This window comes from Natronorubrum halobium, from assembly GCF_051351675.1.
Lineage (GTDB): Archaea > Halobacteriota > Halobacteria > Halobacteriales > Natrialbaceae > Natronorubrum.
The window spans coordinates 165,063-181,028 of sequence record NZ_CP195595.1; the positions used below are offsets into that span (position 1 = coordinate 165,063).

At 66.7% G+C, this 15,966-nt stretch carries 13 protein-coding genes; 5 read left to right on the forward strand and 8 right to left on the reverse strand.

Translation table 11 applies throughout. The features are described from left to right. Positions 1-52 precede the first annotated feature (52 nt). The 3 genes from ACSFC7_RS00740 to ACSFC7_RS00750 form a co-directional block, all read right to left on the reverse strand. Positions 53-295, reverse strand: a complete 243-nt coding sequence (locus tag ACSFC7_RS00740; protein WP_436345848.1) for a hypothetical protein — start codon at positions 293-295, stop codon at positions 53-55. Between the two features lie 40 nt (positions 296-335). Continuing rightward, positions 336-1,184, reverse strand: coding sequence for a tRNA pseudouridine(38-40) synthase TruA (gene truA / locus ACSFC7_RS00745; RefSeq protein ID WP_436345849.1), 849 nt, complete (start codon positions 1,182-1,184; stop codon positions 336-338). A 75-nt stretch (positions 1,185-1,259) separates the two neighbouring features. Further along, entirely contained in the window at positions 1,260-1,613 is a 354-nt protein-coding gene (locus tag ACSFC7_RS00750) for a carboxymuconolactone decarboxylase family protein (RefSeq protein WP_436345851.1), read from the reverse strand. 239 nt (positions 1,614-1,852) lie between these two features. Between ACSFC7_RS00750 and ACSFC7_RS00755 the strand changes: the two genes are divergently transcribed. After that, positions 1,853-2,824, forward strand: a complete 972-nt coding sequence (locus tag ACSFC7_RS00755; protein WP_436345852.1) for a nucleoside hydrolase — start codon at positions 1,853-1,855, stop codon at positions 2,822-2,824. A gap of 136 nt (positions 2,825-2,960) precedes the next feature. Here the strand turns inward: ACSFC7_RS00755 and ACSFC7_RS00760 are convergent, their stop codons facing one another. From ACSFC7_RS00760 to ACSFC7_RS00775, 4 genes are all read right to left on the reverse strand, one after another. Further along, positions 2,961-3,206 (reverse strand): hypothetical protein, encoded by a 246-nt coding sequence (locus ACSFC7_RS00760; RefSeq protein ID WP_436345854.1) that lies wholly within the window; start codon positions 3,204-3,206, stop codon positions 2,961-2,963. A gap of 299 nt (positions 3,207-3,505) precedes the next feature. Further along, positions 3,506-4,168 carry a helix-turn-helix domain-containing protein gene (locus ACSFC7_RS00765; RefSeq protein WP_436345855.1) on the reverse strand — a complete coding sequence of 221 codons (663 nt, stop codon included), beginning with the start codon at positions 4,166-4,168 and terminating at the stop codon, positions 3,506-3,508. A 100-nt stretch (positions 4,169-4,268) separates the two neighbouring features. Further along, positions 4,269-5,228 carry a PfkB family carbohydrate kinase gene (locus ACSFC7_RS00770; protein WP_436345856.1) on the reverse strand — a complete coding sequence of 320 codons (960 nt, stop codon included), beginning with the start codon at positions 5,226-5,228 and terminating at the stop codon, positions 4,269-4,271. A 158-nt stretch (positions 5,229-5,386) separates the two neighbouring features. Beyond that, on the reverse strand, positions 5,387-6,769 hold the full coding sequence (locus ACSFC7_RS00775) for a sulfatase family protein (protein WP_436345857.1): 1,383 nt from the start codon (positions 6,767-6,769) through the stop codon (positions 5,387-5,389). Between the two features lie 165 nt (positions 6,770-6,934). Here ACSFC7_RS00775 and ACSFC7_RS00780 point away from each other — a divergent pair, with 165 nt between their 5' ends. After that, positions 6,935-8,443: a sulfatase family protein gene (locus tag ACSFC7_RS00780; RefSeq protein WP_436345858.1), complete on the forward strand. Its 1,509-nt coding sequence runs from the start codon at positions 6,935-6,937 to the stop codon at positions 8,441-8,443. A 123-nt stretch (positions 8,444-8,566) separates the two neighbouring features. Here ACSFC7_RS00780 and ACSFC7_RS00785 read toward each other — a convergent pair whose 3' ends face one another. Beyond that, entirely contained in the window at positions 8,567-10,399 is a 1,833-nt protein-coding gene (locus tag ACSFC7_RS00785) for a multicopper oxidase family protein (RefSeq protein WP_436345859.1), read from the reverse strand. 365 nt (positions 10,400-10,764) lie between these two features. On the opposite strand from ACSFC7_RS00785, the gene ACSFC7_RS00790 reads away from it, so the two are divergent. From ACSFC7_RS00790 to ACSFC7_RS00800, 3 genes are all read left to right on the forward strand, one after another. After that, positions 10,765-11,058, forward strand: a complete 294-nt coding sequence (locus ACSFC7_RS00790; protein ID WP_436345860.1) for an Hsp20/alpha crystallin family protein — start codon at positions 10,765-10,767, stop codon at positions 11,056-11,058. A 125-nt stretch (positions 11,059-11,183) separates the two neighbouring features. Next, positions 11,184-12,818, forward strand: coding sequence for a hypothetical protein (locus tag ACSFC7_RS00795; RefSeq protein WP_436345861.1), 1,635 nt, complete (start codon positions 11,184-11,186; stop codon positions 12,816-12,818). A 50-nt stretch (positions 12,819-12,868) separates the two neighbouring features. Continuing rightward, entirely contained in the window at positions 12,869-15,562 is a 2,694-nt protein-coding gene (locus ACSFC7_RS00800; RefSeq protein WP_436345862.1) for a heavy metal translocating P-type ATPase, read from the forward strand. Positions 15,563-15,966 lie beyond the last annotated feature (404 nt).

Consider the following 15,966-nt stretch of genomic DNA (forward strand, 5'->3'; position numbering starts at 1 on the left):
ATCACTATCGTCGTCCGACCCGTCGACGCTCGAGTACGATACGAACCCCTTCTCACCCCCGCATCTCGGCGTTGACGGCGGTCCGGACGGTGCGAGCGACGCCGAGCATCGCGACGAACGAGCCGGCGACGACGAGCGCGACGAAGAGAAAGATCCCGATTCCGATCGCCCCCGCGTTGGAGTACGAGAGCATCGGCGAGGCGATCTGATAGCCCAGGTAGATGATGATGATACCCGCAGCGACGTGCAGCGACGCTCGCCAGTACGCACCGTACTCCTCCGGCGATAGTTCCATGCTCCGAGGTGTCTGTCCCGGCACAAAAAGGCTCGTCGCCTCACCGAACGCCGTCGGCGATCTGGCCCGCCACGCGTGCGCCGGTCCGGCGGTCGATCCGTCGCCGCTCGAAGATCGCTCGAGCGCTCGCGGCCGCGTCGTCGTCCACCGCAAAGTCGAGGGCGGGATAGTCGACGGCGGTCAACACGAGCGGGTCGGGCGGCGCGGGCGCGATTCCCTCGTGACCCGGTAGCGGCTTGGGGCCGAGCGCGCGGTCGATCTTCGCGAGCGGTTCCGCTCCAGTGCCGACGTCGCGAGCCAGCGAGACGAGTCGCCGGACGAGTTCGCGGGCGAAGCCGCTCGCGGTGACCGTGACGACGAGATGGTCGCCGTCGCGAGTCGCCTCGAGCGCGGGCGACCGTTCGGTGTTGTGGTCGTCCGACGTGAGGTTGTGGTAGTCGTGACTGCCGGAGAGCGCCTCGCAGGCGGCGCGGAACCGGTCGTCGTCGACGGCGCGACCGGCCTCGACTTCGTCCGAATCGCTCGCCGTCGGCGGCGCGTACAGGTGATACGTGTACGTCCGACTGGTCGCGTGGTGGGTCGCGTGAAAATCATCGGCGGCGTCGGCGGCCGCCCACGCTCGGATGCCGGCGGGGAGTTCGGCGTTGAACGCCCGCGGCGTGAGCCAGTCGGGTGCCTCGAGCGCGACGGTCTGAGCGAGCGCGGAGACCCCCGCGTCGGTCCGACCCGCCGCGGCGTAGCCGTCGGGTTTGTCGGCGTCGGGGGCGAGGACCTCGAGTCCGCGCAGGGCGTCGAAGAGGGCGTCCTCGACGGTCGGCACGTCGGGTTGGCGCTGAAAGCCGTAGTAGCCGGTGCCGTCGTAGGCGATCCGGAACGCGCGCGTTGGCATCGATTCGACGGAAGCGAGCCAGCGTGTTAGGCGCGTCGAACGGTGTCAGCACTGCCGTCGCGATCGAATCGGGCGCTACGACTCGTCGTCCGCGGTGATATCCGTGATCCAGCTCAGGGCGGCCATCGCCTGCGGGAAGCCGACCGTCGGAATCGAGAGGATAGCGACCTGCTCGAGCGCGTCGGCCGAGTGACCCTCGTCGAGTCCCCGGCGGACGTGCGAGTGGACGGCCCCTTCGGACTGGGCGGCGACGGCCACGCCGAGTTTGACGAGCCGTTTCGTCTCGTCGTCGACGGGGCCGGCCTCGGAACAGGCTTCGCCCAGATCGGCGTAGGCCTCCCAGACCTCGGGATGGTGGTCGGCGAACTCGCCGGGGGTCGCTGGCAGTTCCTCCGTCGGATCGTCGATATCGTCGGCGTCGGTTACCATACTCGGTCGAGTCGTCTTCCCGAACGGGGATAAGCGCGGGTGGGACTTGCCAGTCGACGGGAACGAACGGGTTGTGAGAATCTGCTCTCGAGGAACGAAACGCTCGAACGGTCCGAAACGATGGCCGCGCGGAGTCGCCGACGGACGGCTGTCCTGTGAGAGCGCGCACTCCGCTGTACAGCCGCTTCCCGGCGTATACTCCCCGGCGTTTTATGCCCGGAAGGCCCCGAGACCCCTCCATGAGTCGCCCAGTACTGCTCGATACGGACCCGGGCTGTGACGACGCCGTGGCCATTCTAGTGGCGCTCGAGCGCGCCGACCTCGAGGTGGTCGGACTGACCACCGTCCACGGGAACGCGCCGGTTTCGGAGACGACCGAGAACGCCCGGTCGATTCTCGAGTTAGTCGATCGAACGGACGTGCCGGTCGCGAAGGGGGCGGATCGACCGTTGAACGTCCCGCTCCGGACGTCCGAACACATCCACGGCGAGGGCGGCATCCGCGGCGAGTTCCCGGCGTTGACTGCTGCGAGCCGGCCCGTCGACGCGCACGCCGCACGGTACATCGTCGAGCGGGCTCGAGCCCACGAGGGCGAACTGACGCTCGCGGCGATCGGACCGCTGACGAACGTGGCGCTCGCGCTCGCGATGGAGCCCGAACTGCCCGACTTGCTCGACGAACTCGTCGTCATGGGCGGGGCCGCGTTCGGTCCGGGAAACGTCACGCCGCTGGCCGAAGCCAACTTCCACACCGATCCCCACGCGGCCCGCCGGGTCGTGCGGGACTGTTCGCCCGCGCTCGTCGGACTCGACGTCACGGCGAACGCGGCCGTTCCGCCCGCGGAGATCGAATCGCTCCCGCGGGACGATCCGCTGGGCCGGTCCGTCCACGAGTGGCTGACCTACTACGACGACGCGCAACTCGAGCAGTACGGGATCGAGTCGGCCGCGATTCACGACGCGCTCGTGATCGCGGCCCTCGTCGACGACGGCGTGCTGGAGACCGAACGCTATCCGATGGCGGTCGGAACCGATTCCGACATCGCCCGCGGAGCGCTGGTCTGTGATGCGAACGGCGTGACCGGCGATCCGCCGAACGGCTCGGTCGCCCTCGAGGCCGACTACGAGCGGTTTCGGGAGATCGTGAGCGCGTCGATCGAGCGATATCTCGAGCGTTTTGAGGCGGAGGCGAGCGAAGACCCCGTAGCGTGAGAGAACGGGACGCTATCGAACGCCGCGTTTCGAGCCGCATCCTCCTGCGGAGTCGCTCACTGCGGCTTCGGACGATCCGTTCCGGTGACCGGTCCGAAAACCGGGGATGAAACGAGCGAAACGGAGGTCGAGGCGACTATTCGATCGATCGGAGAAATTCGTCCAGCGTATCGGTGAGTTCGTTGACCTGCTTTCCGTCGATTTCGGCGGAGTAGCGGACGACGAACACGTCCTTCTCGTCGGTGTGATGTGTCTTGTCGACCTGCTCGATCCCCTTCCAAATTCCCGTGACTTCGACTTCTCCGTGTTCAGCGTGAGCGTACGTTTCGCCTCGTTCGACGACCTGTTCGGAGTCAGAACCGGGGAGGTCGTCTTTGCTCATGCGGACCAGTGATATCGACGATCAGTTTCAATTCGGCGACGACCGGAGAGCCAACGGTGGTGGTCACTGGCCGTCGAGTGGAACCAACCGCCGTCGCTAGTCGTCGAGTGGATCATACCGGAACCCGGTGTGTCGACAGTAGCCGTAGAGCGGTTTCGATCGGGGGCGTCCTGTCGGTCGGTACGTTCGCTCCGGTACTGACTGTCCTGCCGCTCCCCTTCATAGTAGACACTACGTAGAAGACACGTCGGTGGATGAATCTGCGGTCTAATTATGAATGGTGTTTAAATCCCCGGCGCTCAACTGGCGTCGTCCGTGTGAATGAGGGTGCTGCCGATCAGGTTCCGATACCCGCGTTGGAGTCGTGACGATACCGACGGACGCGTGATACCGAGTGCGTCGGCGAGTTCTTCGAGGTCAGTCTCCGTCGGATCGTCGTAATACCCCTCGTTGAACGCCAGAATCAGGGCTTCGTGTTGCTCCGACGTGAGGTTGTACTCGCCGCCAGTCTGCATGTCGGCGAGGGTGAAGAGTCGGTTGAGAGTCGCGTCGATATCGTGATCGCGACAGTACTGCTGGAACTGGGAGAGGTGTTCGGGGTGTTCGACACGGAACTCGAACACCCAGTTTCCGCGCTCTCCGGTCCCCGTTCCTTTCGTTAACGCCATATCGAACGTCGCAATCGCGGTTAGCACACCTTCTGCCTGTTCGTCCCAATCAGCGCGGAATAGGCCACCGCCGCTCACCGCGTCGACGAGGGTGACGGACAGGATTTCGGGTTGATCCGCGATCACGCCTTCGACACGCTCCATATCGTCGCCCCACACCCAGAAGTACGGAAGTATAGCCTTGTTCGTCGGAACGAGACGGTCCAGTTCCACGGTAACAGCTGGTAACTCCTCGAAGATCAGCCCGAGGGGAAAGTCGTCGCCCTCGATGGTGAATTCGGCTACCGTGACCATACACCGCTAGTCGGGTTCGATTCGAATAAGGGCTGGTACCGGTCGAAAGTTCCAACACGTTCGAACGAGCGGCGGTCGCCGGTTACGCCGGTGACGGCGATCAATCGTCCACGTTCCTGTTTTCGAGCGTCCGTTCGACCGTCTCGCGGTCGGGAATCGCGTTCTGGACGCCTTCCGTCTCGGTCGCGGTCGAGCCGGCGACGGTCGCGCCCTCGAGCGCTCGCTCGAGCCCCGCTCCCCCGCCCACCAGCGCCGCGAGGTAACCGCAGAAGGCGTCACCCGCACCGGTCGTATCGACCGGGTCGACGGACGGCGGCGTGACTCGGTGTTCGACGGCACCGGTAGCGACGACGCCGTCGGCCCCCCGCGTTCGGACGACCGTTCCGTCGAAATCCGCGAGTTCCTCCTCGAGCGCCGCGTACTCGGCTTCGTTGACCACGACGATGTCGACGGCCGAACGGGAGCAGAGCGGTTCGGCCCCCTCGGCCGGAGCCGGGTTGAACACCGTCGTCGGGCGAGTCGACTCGCTCTCGAGGCGCTCGAGCACCCGCTCCATCGCGGCGACCGGAATCTCGTTCTGCAGGAGGAGTGCGTCCGCCGTCCGGATCCGCTCGTAGTGGCGATCGACGTACGCGTCGTCGACTGCGTCGTTCGCCCCGCCGACGATCGCGATCCACGACTCGCCCGTATCGTCCACGAACACGTACGCTTTCCCGGTCTCGAGATCGGCGGCGATCGCCACGCGATCGACGTCGACGCCGCGGTCGGCGAGCGTCTCGAGCACGCCGTACTCGGCCGCGTCGGCGCCGACGCAGCCGAGAAACGCGGTCTCGGCGGCGGCACGGGCCGCTGCTACCGCCTGATTCGCGCCCTTGCCGCCGACGACGTTCTCGTAACGGTCGGCCTCGAGGGCCGGTAACTCGGGACTCGCGTCGATCCGAACGGTCTCCCCGGCCGCCGGAAACCAGTCGTATCGGGCCTCGAGGTCGCGGATTCGGTCGGTGGACAGATACCGGGTCCGGTCGACGTTGGCGCTGCCCAGGCTCACGACGTCGGTCATTCGTGTCGTGACTTCGCGTGCAAGAGCATTAATCCGGGCGGCAGCGCGGTTCGTTGGCCGTTCGCGCTCAGTGCTTCGGCCCGTTCGCACTCAATTCCACGTATCGTCTCCGATCCGTCCGCGCTCAATTCCACGTATCGTCTCCGATCCATCCGCGCTCAGTTCCACGTGTCCTTCCGGAGATCGTCTAGCCGCGGGTGGACCGTTTCCCAGTCGTTGGGCAGAACCGGGCCCTCGAGCAGCGGATCGACGGTCGCGTCCATCCAGTCGAGTAACTCGTCGCAAAGCCGATCGCGAACGGCTTCGACGGCCGGGTCGTCCGGTTCGTCCGCCGCTGCGAGGTTCTCCCGTTCGAGCGGGTCGGCCTCCAGGTCGTACAGTTCCTCGTAGGGTCGCTGCTCGCCGTAGTACTCCTCCTGAACCTCGCGGCCGGCGTCGCTGGCGAAGATGTCCGTCGTCATGTAGACCGCGGGCAGGTGCCAGAAGTTCCGAATGTACTTCCAGCGCTCCGTCCGGATCGCCCGAGTCGGGTTGTAGCGGTCGTGCCAGGTCATCCCGGCGAAGACCCGATCGCGCGGCTCGTACGTGGATTCGTCGTCGCCCAATAGCGGGGCGAAGCTCCGACCGGCGAGGCGGTCCGGCTCGGGAACCGACGCCGACGCGATATCGAGCAGCGTCGCGAAGACGTCGACGTTGCTCAGGAGGTCGTCGACGACCCGCTCCGACTCGAGGACGCCGGGCTGGCGCATCAGGAGGACGCCCTCGATGCCGGCGTCGAAACAGGTCCCCTTCGCACGCGGCATCGCCAGCCCGTGTTCGGTCGTGAAGACGACGAGGGTGTCCTCGGCGAGCCCCGCCTCGTCGACGCTCTCGAGGATTCGCCCGACGCCGTCGTCGATCGCGCCGAGCATCCCCTGCATCTCGGCGATATCCGACCGGATCCCGGGTCGGTCAGGGAGAAACTCGAGCGGCTCAACCGCGTCGGGATCGGGCGTCTCGTAGCGGTCGCCCTCGAACCCGAAGCCACCGTTCTCCTCGACCCGGTGGAGTTCGAAGAAGCCGACGGAGGCGAAGAATGGGTCGTCGTGATCGCCCGCCTCGAGCAGCCCGGCGACGTCGTCGGCGACGTCTCGAGCGCGGGCCGTCTCGTGGACCGACGGCGGGGCGTCCACCGTCAACGGTTCGTCGCTGTGGATGTGATCGTAGCCGAGCCGGTCCGGATACTCGGTGAGATGCTGGAGACCGAAGAGATGGGTTTCGTAGCCGGCCTCGCCCAGCAACTCGGGCAACAGTCGCTCCTCGGGTCCGAGCTCCCAGTTCCCGTGAGCCAGCCCGAGCATCCCGTTCTGGTGGGGATGGCAGCCGGTCATCAGACTCGAGCGACTGGGCGAGCACTGCGGGGCTGTCACGAAGTGCCGGTCGAACCGGACGCCGTCGGCGGCGAGGGCGTCGATGTTCGGCGTGTCGACGGCTGCGCCGTAACAACCCACGTACTTCCCCAGATCGTGACAGTGGACCAGTACGATGTTGGGCGAGGCCATGGCCGTGGCGTACGGGAACGAGCGGAGTAAGGGTTCGGACTGCTATTCCCGAAAAACAGGTTCTCGGCGGCGAGTATCGATGTTTCGGACACATTCCAATATCGTGAACCACCTGCATACTCCGGGGCGGTGACCTTCCCTGCGAGGGGCGGAGTTGTATCCACCATGGCGGACTCTACCGAATCCGACGCGGACTCGACTAACGAGCGTGACTCGGAGTCACATTCCACCGTGCGGAACGTCGTTTTCGTCGTTCTCGACACCGCTCGAGCGAAGAGCAGCGGTCCGGAGACGAGCCCGACGCTGACTCGACTCGCGAACGAGGGAACGTCCTTCACCAACGCCTTCGCGACGGCGCCGTGGACCCTCCCCTCTCACGCGTCGATGTTCACCGGAACCTACCCCTCCGAGCACGGAACTCACGGCGGCCACACCTTTCTCGACGAAACGTTGCGGACGCTCCCCGAATCCTTCGCCGACTCGGGCTACGAAACGATCGGCGTCTCGAACAACACCTGGATCACCGAGGAGTTCGGCTTCGACCGCGGCTTCGACGAGTTGCGAAAGGGCTGGCAGTACATCCAGTCCGACGCGGACATGGGCGCCGTCGTCCGCGGCGAGGACATCCGGGAGAAATTCGATGCGACCCGAAACCGACTCTTCGACGGCAACCCGGTGGTCAACGCCGCGAACATCCTCTACAGCGAGGTGCTCCAGCCGGCCGGCGACGACGGCTCCGACCGGTCGACGACCTGGATCGGAAACTGGCTCGAGGAACGCGACGACGATCCGTTCTTTCTGTTCTGCAACTTCATCGAACCCCACGTCGAGTACGATCCGCCGAAGGCGTACGCCGAGGAATTCCTGCCCGCGGACGCGAGCTACGAGGAAGCGGCCGCGATCCGACAGGACCCCCGCGCGTTCGACTGCGAGGACTACGAGCTCACCGACCGGGATTTCGCCCTCCTTCGCGGCCTCTACCGGGCCGAACTCGCCTACGTCGACGACCAACTCGGCGAGCTTCGGACGGCACTCGAGGACGCCGGCGAGTGGGAGGATACCCTCTTCGTCGTCTGCGGAGACCACGGCGAACACATCGGCGAGCACGGCTTCTTCGGCCACCAGTACAACCTCTACGACACCCTGATCAACGTCCCGCTCGTGTTCTACGGCGGTCCGTTCACCGACGGCGGCCGGCGCGACGACCTCGTTCAGTTGCTCGATCTTCCCGCCACGCTGCTCGAGACCGTCGGCATCGACGATCCGGAACTACTCGAGCAGGGCCCGAGTCGCTCGCTGCACCCGGACTCGGTATCGGCCCCGCGAGACGCCGTCTTCGCCGAGTACGTCGCACCCCAGCCCTCGATCGAACGGCTCGAGGCCCGCTTCGGGGACATCCCGGATCGCGTCCGCGAGTACGACCGTCGACTTCGCGCAGTCCGGACGCGGGAGTACAAGTACGTCCGCGGCGACGACGGCTTCGAGCGCCTGCACGACGTTACGACCGATCCGAACGAACGTACCAACATCGCGGCCGAGAAACCCGAGCGGGTGCGCACGCTCCAGCGACGCCTCGAGGACCGGTTCGAACCGCTCGAGGACGCCGGTACGACGGGCGAGGTCGAGATGCGCGACGGGACCAAAGAGCGGCTGGCGGATCTGGGCTACCTCTGAGCGGAACCGGTGAGACCGTTCGCGTTCGGAGGGCGCTCCGTCGAGACTCGGTGCGAGATCGGTGTGGCGACCGCAGCGGTACGGCGGGGAGCACACCGATCGGTGAGATCGAATGTCGGTATCCTATCCGTCGTCGTCGGTATCGCCGGCGTCGGTATCGTCGGTATCGCCGTCGTCAGCGTCCGGCAGTACCCTGAAGGGACGCATCATGTCGTGATCCTCGTGCTCGATCATGTGGCAGTGCCACATATAGTCGCCCGTCTGGTCGGTGAACAGCCCGTCGTACTCCCCGAAGTGTACGATCACGTGGACCACCTCAGCGGGATCGACGTTGATCACGTCGTTCCAGCCCAGTTCGTAGGGCTCGGGCGACTCGAGCGTCTCCGGTTCGACGCCGTCCTCGGTCGGATCGTAGTCGGACACCGGCTGTCGTCCCAGCATCTGAAAGTGGACGAGGTGGAGGTGTATCGGATGGGACATCCCGGTGTAGTTCGCGAGACTCCAGATCTCGGTGTCACCGAGCGTGGGATCTTCGGTAATGGGATCGTCCAGTCTGTACCCCGATTTCTCCTCGTCCGTCCCGAGGAGGTACAGCCGTCGCCCGTACTCGTCGGTTTGCGTAGCGAGCGTGAGATGTCTGTGTCGGTCCGCCGAGTCGACGGGGATCTCCGGGACCGTCGTCAGCTCGTCCGGCACCTGGCCGGTGTCCCGTACGCCTCCCGCGTCGTCCACGTCGACGAGCATGAGTTCCGGAAGCGGCTGCGTCTCCGTGCTCTTCTCCGGTGGGCCGCGGTACAGTGACAGCGCATCGTTGTGGAGGAGCAGCGTCTGCCCGGCGTAGTCGGCAAAGTCGACGACGACGTCGGCACGTTGGCTCGATCCGAGCTCCAGACGGTCGGCGATCCGAACCGGCTCCGAGAGGAGGCCGCCGTCGTTCCCGATCTGGACGAACGGCGGGCCGTCGTCGCCGGTCTCGCCGGAGTCCTCGTCGTACTCGAGCAGTTTGAGGTTGTAGTATCGACTGTTGGCTCCGTTGAGGAGCAGGAGCCGGTACGTTCTGGGTTCGACGGACAGCCGGGGCCAGGCTTTTCCGTTGACGACCGACGTGTCCCCGTAGAACTGCGGAACGATGCTCGGTTCGGGATGCGAACCGTCTCCCTTCCCGTCCGAGACGGCCGTCGGATAGAACAGCGACCCGTCCTCGTCGAAGCTTCGATCCTGAAACACGAGCGGGATCTCGTACTCGCCTTCGGGCAGGTCGAGACCCCGTTCGTGTTCGTTCCGAAGGAGATAGAAGCCTGCGAGGCCGGCGTACACGTTGAGCCGCGTGATACCGAGCGAGTGGTCGTGGTACCACAGGGTCGTCGGGGGCTGGTCGTTCGCGTAGTAGTAGTCTTTCTTCTCGAACTCGGGGCCCGTCTCCCGAAAGTCCCGGGTGAACCACGCCCGAGCTTTGCCGTCGCTCTCGGCCTCGACGTTTCCGCCGTGAAGGTGCGTCACGGTCCGTACACCCGCCGTATCGTACGGAATCAGATCGCCGTGAACCGTCGGATCCTCGGGCAGGAGGTGGTCGTCCGGCAGTTCGTTTCGCCACCGCACGTAGATCGGCTCGCCCTGCTCGGCTTCGATCGTCGGACCGGGGTACTGGCCGTCGTACCCCCAGACGGTCGTCGGCGGGAGGTCGCGGTGTATCTGCTGTTCGACCTCGCGGATGTCCACCTCGTACCGGGGCTGTCCGTTCTTCGTTCCGGACGGTTCGATGACCCCCGGGCGAGGGACCTCGTCGACCCACTTCTCGAGTTCGGGCGACGAATGGTCCGCTATCGTCGTCGCCGGTTCCTTCTCAGCGGTCGGTACCGAACAGCCCGCGAGAGCCGAGACGCTCGCGGCGCCGGTCGCCAGGAGATACTCGCGACGAGCGATACCGGTTCCGGGCGCTCCAATCTGATCCCTCATGGTATACGTCAGTATATGAATCCCCTGCGAATAGCGGGCTAGACCGGTTCCTACCGGGTGAGAACCCGAGCAAACATGTTCGTTACTGCCTTTACGTCCGATCGTTCGGATGCCGTCGAGCAGTCGATCGTCCCGTTACACGAATGTTAGGAGAACGCCCGCGACTGAAGCCGTGAGCCGAATCCGACAGCGGCCGACGCAAACCGCCGACGACAGCGCGGTGCAGTCTCGAAGACCGTCTGGAACGCGTCTATCCGACTGGCGAACGGAGCGTTCGAGGACAGAGAGGGTGACCGAGACAGCGACTATCAAGGACACAGTTGTGCACGCGGATCGATTTCCGACTGGATTCGGAACGTGGCTCCGTGTCCCCCTCCACGCACACGACAACGCAGTCGTTTCCGACGCGAGCCGTCTACGATCGATCGACCGGTCGGCTGACCGTCGTCGTCGACGCGCTCCCCGCCGTCGTCGACGATATCACGGTCACCGCCAGTTCGAAGCGCATCCACCTCCGGATCGAACGCGAAGAGACCACCTTCGAGCGGTTCGTCTCCCCGCCGGTCCGCCGACACGGCTTTACCGACGACCGTGAGGCCGTCTACAACAACGGAATTCTCACCGTCACCGTCGGAACGGCGCGGCGATTCAGGCGCTGAGTCGTATCCGTTCGGCGGAGTGGGTGTGCCTGCAGTGAATTTTTGCCCGGCGGTCCGATACACTCGAGCCACGAGTTCCGTCTACTCTCTCGGATCCCACTCGAGGGACACCCACACGCCACCCGATGACCACACACGATGCATCCGCCGAGGAGAACGGCTTCGTCCGGTTCTTTCGGAACTACACGAAGACGTGGGTCCACACCGTCGCGACGGCCGGGTTGACCGCGTTCGGGACGCTGACGGTCGTCCACCGCTGGTTCGCCGCGCTCGCGATCGCATCGTATCTCGTCCCGCCGATCGTGCTGTATCTCCGAAGCGGACGGGCGCGTCCCCGCGGCGAGGACGCATCGGCTGCGGCCTCGAGCGGCGAGACCGGGTCCTCGAGCGGCGACGGGCGTGAGAGCGGAAACGCCGACAGGAGTGGACAGTCGGAACGCGCCGACGCTCGAGAGCAAGCGGAGGCAACCGCGACGACGGACCCATCCGCGGAACCCGCGTCGAACGCGGCTGCAGGCACCACGACGGAGGCGCCTACAAACGCCGCATCGGAAACCGCCGCAGGCACCGCGACGGGCGAGACGTCCGACGCCGAATCGCACGCGACGGACGATCAGCACCCGGACGTGGGATCGAGTACGGCGGATTCCAACGGAGCGGCGCTCGAGCACGCCGACGCAACGGACAGCGAATCTGCTGAAGCAGCGGAGAGCGAAGACGCCGACGCGACGGACAGTGACGACATCGAAGCGGGGGGCAGAGGCGGTCGCGCCGACGAACCTGTCGGCCTCGACGAAGACGAACCGGACGCAGCCGACGACACTCGAGCCGACTCGACAGCCGGCGAGACTGCAGAAACCCCCGCGGAGACCCCGCCCGAGTGGCACGCCGTCGACGCACCCACGGATGCGACACTCCGCGGCGTGATCGTCTCAGCGGCGAGCGGCGGCTACGCGGTCGGCGACGGCGGCACCGTCCTCGCCAGCGGCGAGAACGGCGACGAGGGCGGGTGGAACGTTCTCCTCGAGGACGGCCCCGCCGCCGGCGGCAACGACCTCCGTGGCGTGGACGCGACGGCCGGCGGCGGCGCGGTCTGGGTCGCGGGCGACAGCGGTTCGCTGGGGCGAATCGACGCCGAGACCGGCCGGCATGTGGACTACACGGCTCCCGAGGACATCACGGACAACTGGCTGGGCGTCGCCGTCGCCGGTGACGGCGGCGACGAGACGGTCCTCCTGATCAACGGCTCGGGTGCCATCCTCCGCGGACGGTATCGCGACGAGACGCTCGAGTGGACCGGTCCCGAGAAGCCCGGCAGCGGCTCGAGTCTGAGCGGCGTCGCGCTCCTCGAGGACGGCGTCGGCTACTGCTGTGACACCAACGACGGCGTCTTCGAGACGACCGACGGCGGCGAGTCGTTCGAGCGGGTGGGGCTCGAGGGCGCCGACGGGACGCTCACCGACGTCGCGACGACGGGGGAAGGCGAGTGTCTGGTGACCGCAGACGACGGCGTCGTCCACCGCTACGATGGTCCGACGTGGACCCCCGAGCGGGTCGCCGATCAGGCGCTGTCCGGAATCGCCTCCCGCGGCGAGCGCGTCGCGGTGTGTACCGACGACGCGGTGTACGAACGTGACGGGGCGAACGCCGAGTGGGAACGGTTCGATGTCGATGCCCCCGGGCCGCTGCTGGGGGTCTCGATCGACGCCGGTCGAGGGGTTGCCGTCGGGGAGGGCGGGACCCTCGTCGAACGGGACTGACGGCGAACTGCGACCACTGTTATGCCACTCGAGGATGGAGAGTTCGTGTGGTGAGTGATCAGGAATCGACGCGCGATCGCTGTCGCCTGTGCGGAACGGCGTGTTCCGAATCCTTCGGAGCGTCGGCAGCGGAGTCGGCTGCGGCAACGGAATCGGCCGGTGATGCGGCAACGGAATCGGCCGGTGATGCGGCAGCGGAATCGGCCGGTGACGCGACGGTTGAATCGGCGCGAGAGGCGGCGGCCGAATCGAACGCCGAGGGTCCGTTCTGCTCGAGCGGCTGCCGCCAGGTCGCCGCGGTACTCGGCTGTCCCGACGCCGACGACCGCGACAGCACCAGCGACGGTGCCCCCGGTGACTCGAGCGACACCGCCGGTCCGGATGCCGTTCCCGAGAACCATACGCGTACGTTCTTCCGGGTCGACGGCATGCACTCGACGCTGTGTGAGTCGTACCTCGAGTCGATCGCCGCCGGTCACGACGGCGTTGCGGACGCGGCGGCGAGTTACGTGACGGAGACGGTCCAGGTCGACCACGACCCCGAGCGGGTGTCGGCGGCGGCGCTCGAGGACGCGCTGAGTCGGACCGGTTACACGGCGTACCGCCGCGAGGAAGCCGCGGGTGAGGACGACGGGTCGGAATTGGCGAGCGACGACGCGAGCACCACCCGCCGCTCGCGCGAGATGCAGGGGATGCGCAAGCGACGCTCGGAGGACGTCCTCGAGATCCGCTACATCGTCGGGATCGTCTTCGGGTCGTTCCTGCTGGTACCCTACGTCACGGTGTTTTACCCGGTGTATCTCTCCCAGTACACGGAGTACTGGCTGTTCGAGCAGTACGGGGACACGTTCGCGAGTTTCGACGGGGTGCTGTTCCTGCCGGTCTTCTTCGTCCTGACCGCGGCCGTGCTCTACCTGACCGGGATGCCGCTGCTCCGCGGGGCGTACGTGAGCCTGAAACTCCGCCAGCCGAGTACGCACCTGCTCGCGGCGCTGACGATCGTTGCGGCCTTCTGCTACGGCACGCTCGCGTTCCTCGTCGGGCGGCCCGAGGTCTACTACGACCTGACGATTCTCGTCGCCGCGTGCGTGATGGCCGCCGTCTTCTACGAGGAGACGATCAAACGCACGGCGCTGAACCGGCTCACCGACCTCACGGTCTCGCAGGTCGACACGGCCCGCGTGCTCGACGCCGACGGGACGACTCGAGAGATTCCGGTGGCGGACGTCGCTGCCGACGACCGCCTGCTCGTCCGCGCCGGCGAGCGGATCCCGGTCGACGGACACGTCGCGGAGGGCGAGTGCACCGTCGACGAAGCCGTCGTCACCGGCGAATCCCTCCCGGTCTCGAAAACCGCGGCCGACGCGGTGATCGGCGGGTCGATCGTGACGGGCGACGCCGCGATCGTCGACGTCGGCGACCGGACCGCGAGCAGTATCGAGCGACTGACGCGAACCGTCTGGAACCTCCAGAGCGCGGATCACGGCGTCCAGCGCCGGGCCGACAGGCTCGCCGGAATCGCCCTCCCGCTCGTCGCCGGCGCTGCGATCCTCGCGGGTCTCGCAGCCGTCCTGCTGGGCTCGAGTGCACCGGTGATCGGGAGCGCCGTCCTCGTGACCGTCCTCGTCGCGAGTCCGTGGGCGCTCGCGCTCGCGACCCCCTGTTCGGTCGCCTCGAGCATCCGCGACGCCCTCGAGTCCGGCATCGTCGTCTTCGACGAGAGCGTCTTCGAACGGCTGCGCGAGGTCGAGTGCGTCGTCTTCGACAAGACGGGGACGCTCACGACCGGCGAGATGACCGTGCTCGAAGCCGAGGGCCCGGACGAGCTGTTGCAGGCTGCCGGCGCACTCGAGCGGCGGGCGTCGCATCCGGCCGCGGCGGCGATCGCGGACGCCTTCGACGGTGGAATCGGCGAGGGTGAGAGCGAACCGACGCGAGCGGACGGCGGGGGTACCGACGAGGGAACCGGTGAGACGGGTGACGGGGCGCAAGACGAGGCGGTACGGGAGTTCGAGCGCCACGCGACCGGCGTGGAGGGCATCGTCGACGGCCGGCGGACCCTCGTCGGCCACCCCGATTGCTTTCGCACGGCGGGGTGGGGACTCGATTCCGGCTTCGAGTCCCGAATTGCCGACGTGCGCGAGGCCGGCCGCCTCCCCGTCGTCGTCGGTCGAGACGGACGCGCGGAGGGGCTCGTCGTCGTAGGTGACGAACAGCGGGCGGAGTGGACGGACGTGGTGACCGCGCTCGCCGACCGCGGCGTCGACGTCGTGGTGCTCACCGGCGACGACGACTCGGCAGCGGCCCGCTTTCGGGAGCATTCCGGGATTACGCACGTCTTCTCGAGCGTCCCACCCGCGGGAAAGACGGCCGCGATTCAGCGGTTACGCGGGGACGGCTGCGTGGCGATGGTCGGCGACGGGACGAACGACGCGCCCGCGCTCGCCGCGGCGGATCTGGGGCTCTCGCTGGGCGGCGGGACGGCGCTGGCCGCCGACGCTGCCGATCTCGCGATCGTCGAGGACGACCTCGCGGCGGTCGAGCGCGCGTTCGCGCTGGCCCGCGGCGCTCGCAGGCGCGTGGTGCAGAATCTCGGGCTGGCGCTCGCCTACAACGCGATCGTGATCCCCGTCGCGCTGGCGGGGCTGTTGAGTCCGGTGGTGACGACCCTCGCGTTGGTGCTCAGCGGGTCGTTGATCGTCGGGAACTCCTCGCGGGCGCTGCTAGAGGAACAATCCACGTAAATCGTACAGAGGCGGCTCGGTTCGGGTCGACCGAGCTACTGCTTCTCAGTGGACGGCCGTGAAACACTCAGTACAGGTGGTGTACACACCGTTAGGGCCGATTAATCCACGCGTGCGGTGGCGCGTGCCGGGTCGCGGCGAACGAATAGTGAGGCGCGAGCCGAAATTGCGCGAGGGATGAGTGAGCGAACTCGTGAGCGAGCGAATCGGTTGGGGAGGATGTGGCAATCACCGCTGCCAGCGAGAGCAGAGCATTCGTCTTCAGATTCCGTCGTCTACACTCGAGCGTTCACTACGCCTAGCGAGTGAGTAACTCGAGCAGTTCAGGTACAACGCTCAATACCCACATCGTCGAACGGACACCCGAGATGCCTTCGTTCGACCCTAAATCCGCGGCCGCTCGA